The sequence below is a fragment of the Thioclava arctica genome, from assembly GCF_040892615.1.
Lineage (GTDB): Bacteria > Pseudomonadota > Alphaproteobacteria > Rhodobacterales > Rhodobacteraceae > Thioclava > Thioclava arctica.
In genome coordinates this window covers 1-10589 of sequence record NZ_JBFRYC010000009.1, presented here as the reverse complement: position 1 = coordinate 10589, position 10589 = coordinate 1, and the positions used below count along the sequence as shown (strand labels likewise).

Sequence of the window (10589 nt, the reverse complement as noted above, 5' to 3'; positions counted from 1 at the left end):
TGAATATAATGAATCCGATCACGCGGGCGTGATGTCTCAAAAACAATAACCGCTAACCGGGCAAGGGAGGCACGAGCAATGACGCATCATTTCGTTTTCGACCTTCCATACCCGGGCCCTGTCTGACACCGGAGCCAGCCTATGCAAATCACCCCCACGCTCGGCCTGTTGCTTACCCTGAGCTTTGTCGTCTCGCTTCTGGCGCTGTCGGCATTGATCTGGGCGATCGCAAACAAACAGGTTCACGCGCCTGACCAAGACGATGCCCGCTCGATCTTTCAGCCCGGTGAAGGGGCCGAGATCGCCCCCCTCACCCGGCCCCACCATTTCGACACCGAGCGCAGCGGCATCGACAAATCATCCTCGGGGCCAGTGATGTGGCTGATCGGGATGGGGGTATTTTGGCTGATCTACGGCTCGATTCATGGGCTTGCGGCGTCGCTGGAACTGAACCTGCCCGATTTGATGAGCGGCTCGGCGCAGATGACCTTTGGGCGGATGCGCACCGTGCATCTCAACTCGGTGATCTTTGGCTGGTCGAGCCAAGCCGGGCTGGCCGCGATCTTCTGGATCATCCCGCGGATCTTTCACACGCCGCTGCGGCTGGGCTGGATGGTCAAGCTGGGCACGCTGATCTGGAACCTCGCGCTGGTTGCCGGGGTGGCAGCGATTGCCAATGGTTGGACGGACGGGCTGGAATGGCTGGAAATCCCATGGCAGATCGACATTGCGTTGGCCATTGGGGCGGCCTGTTTCGTAGCCCCCCTGATCGCGACGACGCGCGCGCGCACGGTGCATCACATCTACGTCTCGGGCTGGTATTTCCTGGCCGCCGTGCTGTGGTTTCCCGTGCTGTTCGTCATCGCCAATATCCCCGGCCTGCATTGGGGCGTGGAGCAAGCCACGATGAACTGGTGGTTTGCCCATAACGTGTTGGGCCTGTGGCTGACGCCGCTGGGCGTGGGCACGGCCTATTACTTCATCCCGAAAATCATCGGCAAACCGATCTATTCCTACGCGGTGTCGCTGGTGGGGTTCTGGGCTTTGGCGCTGTTTTACAGCCAGGTCGGCATTCACCACCTGATCGGCGGGCCGGTGCCGACATGGCTGGTAACGCTGTCGATCGTGCATTCGATCATGATGTTCGTGCCCGTCATCGCGGTGGCGATCAACCAGCACGTGACGGTGGCGCGCAATATGTGGGCGCTCAAGGCGTCGATGCCGCTACGCTTCATCTGGTTTGGCGCGCTGAGCTACACCATCGCCTCGTTCCAGGGCTCGATTGAGGCGCTGCGCTCGGTCAACACGATCACCCATTTCACGCAATACACGATCGGGCACGCGCATTTGGGGGCCTATGCCTTTGTCAGCCTCGTGCTGTTCGGGGCGATCTATCAGATCGTGCCACGTGCGACGGGCAAATACTTTCCCTTCCCGCGCCTGATCGGATGGCATTTCTGGCTCGTGGTAGTGGGGTTCGCGATCTACTTCTTCTCGTTGACCATTGGCGGCGTGCTGCAAGGTCTGGCGATGATGGATGCGACGCGCCCCTTTGCTGATAGCGTGACGCTGCTCAAACCCTATCTCGAAGGGCGCTCGTTGGGCGGAGGGCTGATGACGCTTGGCCATATCCTGCTGGCAGTGAACCTGATCGCCCTCGCCTTCACCAAGCGCACGCGTGACCTTGAAACCGAAACCATGGTGGCTGCCCAATGAACCGCTATCTTCCTCTGGCGATTGTATCGCTGGCCATTCTGGCCTTTGCCACTCTGTTGCTGGTGATCGTGCCGGGCATGCAGATTGCCGCCGACGGGGTGGCCCCCGGGCTCAAACCCTACACCGCGGCCGAGGCGCGCGGGCGCGCGGTCTATGTCTCTATGGGCTGCCTTTACTGTCACAGCCAGCAGCCCCGCGATGAGGCGCAGGCCCCCGACGGCGAACGCGGTTGGGGTCGGGCCTCGGTCGCGGGCGATTACGCCTATGACGCGCCCCATCAGCTGGGCACGATGCGCACCGGACCCGATTTGATGAATATCGGGGATCGCCTGCCCTCGCAGGATTGGCAGTTGACCCATCTCTATCAGCCGCGCGCAATTTCGAACTGGTCGATCATGCCCGCCTATCCGTTCCTGTTCACCCTTAAGGACAAGGCAGGCCCTACGGATGTGGTGGTCAAACTGCCCCCCGCCTACGCGCCCAAAACCGGGGTGATCGTGGCCAATCAGGATGCGCTTGATCTGGTGAGCTACCTGCAAGGCATGAAGCATGATTACGCCCCGCCCGGCGATGGGCTGCGCGACAATGGCTATGCCCAGATCGACGCCCGGCAAATGCCGCAAACCGATGCCGCCAAGGCTGCGCAGTGAGCCAAGGGAGACGAGTGATGTCCAACAAGAACAAGCAAGACCCGCGGCTCCCCGATGAGACGTTCGAACCCTATGAAGAGCCCCGCCTGATCCCGCTGCCGGTGTATTGGATCGCGATTGCGCTGGCGATCTGGGGCGTTGTAACCTTGGTGCAAACCAGCAATGCGGGCCATTTCGCCGATAAGGAACGCGCCGCCTTGGGCGAGAAAACGGCCAGCGTCGCAAGCCCCGCCGCCAGCACGGCTGCGCCGGACACGGGCGCGGGTAAGGCGCTGTTTGCCGATAACTGCTCAAGCTGTCATGGCGATGCGGGCGAAGGAGTCGCCGATGCGATCCCGCCGCTGCATGCCTCGGACGTGATCAAGGCCGGTGGCGCGAGTGCCATCAGCCAGATCGTGATGCGCGGCATCGGCGGGCCGCTGATCGTGGACAAGGCGAATTACGACGGCGAGATGCCCAGCTTCAGCTCGGTCCTTAGTGATACCGAGATCGCGGCTATCGCCGATTACGTCGCCACCGATCTCAACGGCATGAACTCCACGGTCTCTCCAGATCAGGTGGCCGAGATCCGCACGGCGAGCGAAGATATGGACCCTTGGGATGGCGGCGCAGGTCTGGCAAGCCTGATCAATGGCCTCCCCCCGCAACCCGCCAGCGAAAACGCCAGCGCCCCCAGCCCCGAGGCCACCGCTACGGCCAGTCTGGCCAGCCAAGGCACGGCCAATATCTGGTCTTGCGCCAGCTGCCACGGCGATAAGGGCGAAGGCACGCAAACCGTGCCCCGCCTTGCCGGGCTTGCCCCTGCCTATCTGGCCAAACAACTGCATGATTTCAGCAAAGGCACGCGGATCAGCGACTCAATGGCCTATGTGGCGAAATCGCTGAGCGAGACGCAAATTACCGAGTTGGCGAATTACTACGGCGCGATGAGCAGCCCGTCGGGCGCGCAACCTGCGCTCAAGGGCGATCTGGCACGCGGAGAGAAACTCGCGCTTTCGGGCGACTATTCCAAGAACGTGCCCGCCTGCTTCACCTGCCACGGCACGTCGGGCATTGGTGTGGGGGCGCAATTCCCCGGCCTGGCCGCCCAGCAACCTGCCTATATCGCGCATCAACTCGCGATGTGGGCCGGTGGTGCGCGCCACAATTCCCCGCTTGGCCTGATGGCCGGGATTGGCAAAGCCTTGAGCGATGAGGATCGCCGCGCGGTGGCGGATTATCTCGCCTCGCTGCCCCCTGCTGCGGGAAATGCCAAGACGGCACTGGCCGTTTCCCCTACCCCCAAGGAGACCACGAATGTCCAGTAAGCACCCCTCTGACACCACGCCCCCTGGCCCAGATAGTGCCAAGGGCGGGCGCACCGCGATCCGGGCGATCCTTGCGGTCGGCGGGGGGCTGACGCTGGCGGTTCTGGGTTCGCTTGTGCTTGAGTTCGGCCTTGCCCCAAGCTGGTTGACGGGGCAGAAACCCGTGCCGGCCGCATCGCCCAAGGGCGCGATGGCCGACCTGTTCACGCCGCCCCCCGAAAGCTCCATCCCGAACGACGAATTCGGGGCCTCGGTGCGCCGCGGCATGGCGATTTTCACCGCAACCGGGACCAATGCGCATGACTTCGTGGGCAACAACCTGAGCTGTTCGAACTGCCACCTCGATGCCGGGCGACAAGCCTTTTCCGCGCCGATGTGGGCGGCCTATCCGGTCTATCCGAAATACCGCTCCAAGAACAAAATGGTGAACACCATGGAGGATCGGATCAAGGGCTGCTTCACCTATTCGATGAACGCGCAAGGCTCGCCCTCGGGTGGGCCGCCGCCCTACGGCTCGGATGTGTATCGCGATTTGCAAGCATATTTCTACTGGATGTCCAAAGGCTTACCGATTGGCGAGACGCCGGATGGCGCGGGCTTTGGCAAGATTGACAAACCCGCACTGCCCCCCTCGCGTGAGCGCGGGGCACAGGTGTTTGCTGCCAACTGCGCGGTCTGTCACGGCAAGGACGGGCTGGGCCAGACCGATGTAAACGGCAAGACGGTTTTCCCGCCGCTTTGGGGTCCGCATAGCTTCAATTGGGGGGCTGGCATGCACAAGGTCAGTTCGGCTGCGGCCTTTATCCAGCACAACATGCCGCTGTCGGAACCCGGCAAACTCAGCGCGCAAGAGGCGTGGGACGTGGCGACCTTTGTCGACAGCCACCCCCGGCCCAAGGACCCGCGCCAGACGGGGGCGATCACGCTGCAAGAGGCCGATAAGAAATGGCACAAAAGCAGCGAGGATTTTTACGGTGAAACGGTGGATGGCGTGGTTCTGGGCACCGGCTATCCCAAGCCCGCGCCCGCCGCGAACTAAGCCATTGCGCCAAATATGAAGCCGCGCCCGAGGGGACCCTTGGGCGCGGCTTTCTTTGTTCGATCAGCCCAGCATCCGCGCCGTCATCTCTGACAGGTCGCGGCTCAGCCCCTCGGTCTGCGCGATCCGCATTAATTGCGCGCGCATCAGCGATTGGCGCTGCAAATCATAGCGCGCCCAAGTCTCGAACGCGGTCGACATCCGCGCCGCCACCTGCGGGTTGAGCGGATCAAGCCGCAGCAACCAGTCGGCATAAAAGCGATAACCCTCACCGTCTTGACGATGAAACCCTGCGTGATTGGCCGAGAACCCAGCCATCAAAGATCTGAAACGATTGGGATTTTTCCAATCATAAAGCGGGTCTTGCACCAAGCTTTGCGCCCGCGACAGGGCCTGGTCTGGCTTGCTGGCGATGAGTTGGGTGTTGAACCATTTGTCCATCACCAAGCGGTCGCCCTGCCAACGCGCGCGGAACTGCGCCAGCGCCGCCTCGCCCACGCCCACGCCCACGCCCGCACTGACGCAAAGGCCCAAAGCGGCAAGGCTTTCGGTCATGTTATCGGCCGCGTCAAACAGGGTCCGCGCGCGTGCGCCACCGTCGATCCGGCTTAGCAGCGAAAGGGTCGCAAGACGCAAGCTGCGCCGCCCTGCCGGTTCGGGATCGGGGCGATAAGGGCCGGTAACGGCCATCGCCTCATACAGCTCGCTCAGCGCCGCCTCATGGGCCATGGCCAAAGCCTGCGCAAGCGTTTCGCGCGCCTGATAAATCGCCTCTGGGTCGGGCGATTTACCCGCCTCATGCAGCGCCTGCGCGATCTGATCTTGCGCAGGCAGATGCAAGCACAGCGCGCTAAAGGCCGGATCGGCGGCCCCATCCTTGAGCAGCGCCCCGATCGCGGCACTGTAGGACGGATCAACCGCCCCGCCCTGCGCCATCGCGACGACCGTCTGCAACGCCAAGCGCCCGCCCGCATCCCAACGGTTGAAAGGGTCGCTGTCATGGGCCAGTAAGAATGCCAGATCGGGTGCGGCCTCCGGCGCGAAATCTAGCTCGACGGGTGCAGAAAATCCACGCAGAATTGAGGGCACGGGTCGCTCTGCCAGCCCCTCGAAGACAAAGCTCTGGCGTGCCTCGGTCATCTCCAAAATCGTAGTTTCGATCAAATCCCTGCCCTGCGGCGAGAGCAATCCGACCGCAATCGGGATATGGCGCGGCGGCTTGTCGTCCTGACCGGGTGTCGGAACAGTTTTTTGTTCAAAATCAAGCGTGTATGTGCCGTTCTTAAAGCTATCCGTGATCGTCAGACGCGGGGTTCCTGCGTCCGTATACCAGCGCTTGAACTGGCGCAGATCGCGCCCCGAACTGTCCTCGAACACTTGCAGCCAATCTTCGATCGTGCAGGCCTGCCCATCATGGCGTTCGAAATACAGATCCAGCGCCGCGCGATAGCCTTCTTCCCCGACCAGATGGCGCAACATCCCCACAATCTCAGCGCCTTTTTCATAGACGGTTGCGGTGTAGAAATTATTGATTTCCTTATAATTATCGGGGCGTGGCGGATGGGCGAGCGGGCCGCGATCCTCACGGAACTGACGCGCGCGCAACGCCATCACATCTTCGATCCGCTTGACCGGGCCCAGCCGCATATCGGCGGTGAAATTTTGGTCGCGATAGACTGTCAGCCCCTCTTTGAGGCACAGCTGGAACCAATCCCGGCAGGTGATCCGGTTGCCTGTCCAGTTGTGGAAATACTCATGCGCGATGATGCCCTCAATACGCTCATAATCGCCATCGGTCGCCGTCTCGGGCGAGGCGAGAACCCATTTAGAGTTGAAAATGTTCAACCCCTTGTTCTCCATCGCGCCCATATTGAAGTCATCGACGGCGACAATGTTGAAAATGTCCAAGTCGTATTCGCGACCGTAGACCTGCTCGTCCCATGTCATCGAGCGCTTCAACGCCTCTAGCGCAAAGCCACAGCGGGTTTCATCCCCCGCCCGCACCCAGATATTGAGCGCAACCGCGCGCCCCGACATCGTGGTGAATGACCCCGAATGCGCCACCAGATCGCCCGCGACCAGTGCGAACAAATAGGCGGGTTTGGGCCAAGGATCGAGCCATTCGGCGCGCCCAGCCTCTTGCACGACCGGGTTGCCATTGGACAACAGCACCGGCCCCGCGCCCGAAACCGTCACATGAAAGCGCGCCATCACATCGGGGCGATCGGGATAATAGGTGATCTTGCGAAACCCCTCGGCCTCGCATTGCGTGCAATACATGCCCTTCGACATATAGAGCCCCTCAAGCGCGGTATTGGACGCGGGCGCGATCTCGACCTCAGTTTCCAACATAAAGGGTTGCGCGGGCAAGGCTGCGGCATGGATCACAAGGCCCGTGTCACTTTGGCTATATTCGGTGCGCGCCAGCACGCGGCCATCGACCGAAATCTTGCGCAGCACCAAGCCCTCGCCATCAAGTTCCAAGGGCGCGGCCGCACGCAACGGGCGCATCGAGATGCGCGCGCGCACCTGCGTCGCCTTGGGATCAAGTTGAAAATCAAGCCGCACCATTTCAAGGTCAAACGGGAAAGGCTGATACTCTGACAGCAGCTTTGTGACGGTGTTTTGAGACATGATCACCTCTGGGTCAAACCCGCGACTCGTGAATGTGCCCCATCAGTTAAAAGGCGACCTTGCATTTCACAACCAACAACGCGAACAAGAAACAGTTATCCTGCGCGTGCAGGCGCTGGTGCCACCGTGTCGCACGCTTATAAACGGGGTATCTTTGGCCAAGCTAGCGCGAAATAGTTCAAAAATCTATAAATTGGTCTAACTATTTTACCAATATTCGCAGTTGAAGCGGAAATTTTCTGGACTCTTGCGCCGTCGCGCCACATCTATGGCTTAAACATATCAGGAGGAGAGCATGGCTCAACGGGTAGAACGCGCCGGGCTGAAAGTCGCGGTCGAATTGGCGTCCTTCATCGAGGATCAGGCGCTCCCGGGCACCGGGGTTGAAACTCAGGCGTTTTGGGACGGTTTCTCGCAACTGCTGCACAGCTTGGCACCAAAGAATCGCGCGCTTTTGACAAAGCGCGAAGAAATCCAATCGCTTTTGGATGATTGGCACGCCCATCATCGCGCCAGCGGGTTTTCGTTCGACGCCTATAAGGCGTTTCTGATCGAGATCGGATATCTGCTGCCCGAAGGCCCGGATTTCACCATCGAAACCCCGGCGACCGACCCGGAGTTCGCCAGCGTTTGCGGCCCCCAGCTTGTCGTGCCGATCACCAATGCGCGCTATGCTTTGAATGCGGCCAATGCGCGCTGGGGCAGCCTTTACGATGCGCTTTATGGCACGGATGCCTTGGGTGATCTGCCTCAAGGCAAAGGCTATGACCCCGAGCGCGGGGGCCGTGTTGTGACCCGTGCCAAAGCGTTTCTCGACGAGGCCGCGCCGCTGGCAGGCGGCTCTTGGGCCGATGTGACCGCGCTGCGCGTCGAGAATGGCGTGTTTTTCGTCGAGAATGCGGTGGGCGAGACCGGGCTGGCCGATCCAGACCAGTTTGCCGGGTTTAACACCGATGCCGAGGGCGCGTTGTCGCAGGTTTTGCTCGCCCATAACGGGTTGCATATCTGTATCGTGCTGGACCCTGACACCGACGTTGGCCAATCCGATCCGGCCGATATCGCCGATGTGATCCTTGAGGCGGCGATCAGCTCGATCATGGATTGCGAAGACTCGGTGGCCTGTGTCGATGCCGAGGACAAGGTGCAGGCCTATGCCAACTGGTTGGGCCTGATGAAAGGCGATCTGCGCGAAGAGGTGCGCAAGGGCGATGAGACCTTCACCCGCCGTCTGGAGGGCGATTTGCGCTTTACCGGAGCGGGTGGTGAACCGGTCACGCTCAAGGGGCGCGCGCTGATGCTGGTGCGCAATGTCGGCCATTTGATGACCACCCCCGCGATCCTGACCCGCGACGGGGTCGAGGCCCCCGAAGGGCTGATGGATGCGATGCTCACGACGCTCTGCGCAATGCATGATCTGAAGAAAACCGAAGGGCCGCGCAACTCGATCACAAATTCGGTTTATGTTGTAAAACCTAAAATGCACGGGCCAGAAGAGGTCGAGTTCGCCTGCGAAATCTTCGATAATGTTGAAAAAGTGCTAGGTCTGCCCGCCCATACCGTCAAACTTGGCATCATGGACGAAGAACGGCGCACCTCGGTCAACCTCAAGGAATGTATCCGCGCGGCGCGCCATCGGGTGGCCTTCATCAATACCGGTTTCCTTGATCGCACGGGCGATGAAATTCACACCTCAATGCAGGCAGGTGCGATGCTGCGCAAAGGCGAGATGAAGGGGCAACCCTGGATCGAGGCCTATGAAGATCGCAATGTCGATATCGGGCTGGCTTGCGGGCTGGCCGGGCGGGCGCAGATCGGCAAGGGAATGTGGGCGATGCCCGACCGGATGGCCGATATGCTGGCGCAAAAGATCGCCCATCCGCTGGCGGGCGCAAATTGCGCCTGGGTGCCCAGCCCGACAGCGGCGACGCTGCATGCCACGCATTACCACAAGGTCGATGTGCCAAAGCGTCAGGCCGAGATCGTGGCGATGAACCGCCCTGCCCGTCTTGACGATCTGCTGACGATCCCGCTGGCGGCAGGCAAGAACTATTCCGAGGCCGAAATCACCGCCGAGATCGAAAACAACGCGCAAGGCATTCTGGGCTATGTCGTGCGCTGGATCGATCAGGGCGTGGGCTGTTCGAAAGTACCCGACATTCATGATGTCGGCTTGATGGAAGACCGCGCAACCTGCCGGATTTCAAGTCAAGCGATCGCGAATTGGCTCGAACATGGCGTGGTCAATGAGATCCAAGTGATGCAAGCGCTGCGCAAGATGGCCGCGATTGTGGACCGCCAGAACGCGGGCGATCCCAGCTACACGCCGATGGCGCCGGGCTATGACGGGTTCGCCTTTCAGGCCGCGTGCGATCTGTGTTTTCTAGGCACCGTTCAGCCCTCGGGCTATACCGAGCCGGTGCTGCATCAGCGCCGCGCCCAATTCAAGGAAGAGCAACTATGATCACCCTCAAACAAGCGCAAACGATGATCGATACGGCCCTACAAACCGGGGTCGATGCGGGCTGGAAGCCGCTCTCTGCGGTGGTGCTGGACGCGGGCGGGCATGTGCAGGCCTTTGCGCGCGACGATGGCGCGGCGCCGGGGCGGTTCGAGATTGCGCGCGCCAAGGCTTACGGCGCGGTGATGCTGGGCATGGGCGGCAAGGCGCAAATGGCGCGCGCCGAGGCGCAGGGCTATTTCATGGCCGCTGTGAACGGCATTTATGGCGGGCAGACCTGTCCTGTCCCCGGCGGCGTCTTGATCCGGGGCGAGGATGGCGCGGTGATCGGCGCGATGGGTGTCACGGGCGATACCTCGGATAATGACGCTGAGGCGGCTTTGGCCGGAATCGCTGCCGTAGGGTTGACGGGCGAAGCATAAGACGGGGCGCGCAGGTCAGGCAGAAAAGGGGCTCTGCCCCCGTCTCCGAATGGCGACAATCAAAGGATAGGAAGGGGGCCTTGCTTGGCCGTTGATTGTCGTTTCGGGACGCCTTGTTTCTAAGGGCTGCTCAATTTTGAAAGTCCGCCAGAACACTGGCGGGCTTTAACGATCCGTTGTGCGCAGTCAGCCGCGCGGGGCAGAGGCGATTGCCGATCATCTGTCCTTGTTATCCACTGCACTGGCTCTGTTGCACAAATCCGGTAGGGATTCATGTCGTGAATCCAGTGTGGTAGCTGATGGGCATGAGCAAACCGACAGCACCGACCTACAAGACAACGAATTGGACTGCCTATAATGAGG

The 10589-nt window shown here is 61.1% G+C and carries 7 protein-coding genes; 6 read left to right on the top strand and 1 reads right to left on the bottom strand.

The features are described 5' to 3' along the window. Nucleotides 1-141: 141 nt before the first annotated feature. The 4 genes from AB4874_RS13965 to AB4874_RS13950 are packed head-to-tail and all read left to right on the top strand — an operon-like array spanning nucleotide 142 to nucleotide 4712. The gene (locus AB4874_RS13965; RefSeq protein WP_368392442.1) at nucleotides 142-1716 is read left to right on the top strand and encodes a cbb3-type cytochrome c oxidase subunit I; all 1575 of its coding nucleotides are present in this window, start codon (nucleotides 142-144) and stop codon (nucleotides 1714-1716) included. After that, nucleotides 1713-2366, top strand: coding sequence for a cbb3-type cytochrome c oxidase subunit II (locus tag AB4874_RS13960; RefSeq protein ID WP_368392441.1), 654 nt, complete (start codon nucleotides 1713-1715; stop codon nucleotides 2364-2366). The genes AB4874_RS13965 and AB4874_RS13960 overlap by 4 nt, the downstream gene beginning before the upstream one ends. A gap of 17 nt (nucleotides 2367-2383) precedes the next feature. Then, on the top strand, nucleotides 2384-3673 hold the full coding sequence (locus tag AB4874_RS13955) for a c-type cytochrome (RefSeq protein WP_368392440.1): 1290 nt from the start codon (nucleotides 2384-2386) through the stop codon (nucleotides 3671-3673). Next, nucleotides 3663-4712 carry a c-type cytochrome gene (locus tag AB4874_RS13950; RefSeq protein ID WP_368392439.1) on the top strand — a complete coding sequence of 350 codons (1050 nt, stop codon included), beginning with the start codon at nucleotides 3663-3665 and terminating at the stop codon, nucleotides 4710-4712. The genes AB4874_RS13955 and AB4874_RS13950 overlap by 11 nt, the downstream gene beginning before the upstream one ends. Nucleotides 4713-4775: 63 nt before the next feature. On the opposite strand, the gene pepN is transcribed toward AB4874_RS13950, so the two are convergent. After that, complete coding sequence (gene pepN / locus AB4874_RS13945; RefSeq protein WP_368392438.1) at nucleotides 4776-7346, bottom strand: aminopeptidase N; 2571 nt, start codon at nucleotides 7344-7346, stop codon at nucleotides 4776-4778. Nucleotides 7347-7641: 295 nt separating this feature from the next. Here pepN and AB4874_RS13940 point away from each other — a divergent pair, with 295 nt between their 5' ends. Both AB4874_RS13940 and AB4874_RS13935 read left to right on the top strand, forming a co-directional pair. Beyond that, the gene (locus AB4874_RS13940; RefSeq protein WP_368392437.1) at nucleotides 7642-9807 is read left to right on the top strand and encodes a malate synthase G; all 2166 of its coding nucleotides are present in this window, start codon (nucleotides 7642-7644) and stop codon (nucleotides 9805-9807) included. Next, nucleotides 9804-10226 carry a GlcG/HbpS family heme-binding protein gene (locus AB4874_RS13935; RefSeq protein WP_368392436.1) on the top strand — a complete coding sequence of 141 codons (423 nt, stop codon included), beginning with the start codon at nucleotides 9804-9806 and terminating at the stop codon, nucleotides 10224-10226. Before AB4874_RS13940 ends, AB4874_RS13935 begins: the two co-directional genes overlap by 4 nt. Nucleotides 10227-10589 lie beyond the last annotated feature (363 nt).

Bases quoted from the DNA above. Each gene is read 5' to 3' on its own strand.
- pepN (WP_368392438.1), bottom strand. From the start codon at position 7,346: ATGTCTCAAAACACCGTCACAAAGCTGCTGTCAGAGTATCAGCCTTTC.
- AB4874_RS13940 (WP_368392437.1), top strand. From the start codon at position 7,642: ATGGCTCAACGGGTAGAACGCGCCGGGCTGAAAGTCGCGGTCGAATTG.
- AB4874_RS13950 (WP_368392439.1), top strand. From the start codon at position 3,663: ATGTCCAGTAAGCACCCCTCTGACACCACGCCCCCTGGCCCAGATAGT.
- AB4874_RS13955 (WP_368392440.1), top strand. From the start codon at position 2,384: ATGTCCAACAAGAACAAGCAAGACCCGCGGCTCCCCGATGAGACGTTC.
- AB4874_RS13935 (WP_368392436.1), top strand. From the start codon at position 9,804: ATGATCACCCTCAAACAAGCGCAAACGATGATCGATACGGCCCTACAA.
- AB4874_RS13960 (WP_368392441.1), top strand. From the start codon at position 1,713: ATGAACCGCTATCTTCCTCTGGCGATTGTATCGCTGGCCATTCTGGCC.
- AB4874_RS13965 (WP_368392442.1), top strand. From the start codon at position 142: ATGCAAATCACCCCCACGCTCGGCCTGTTGCTTACCCTGAGCTTTGTC.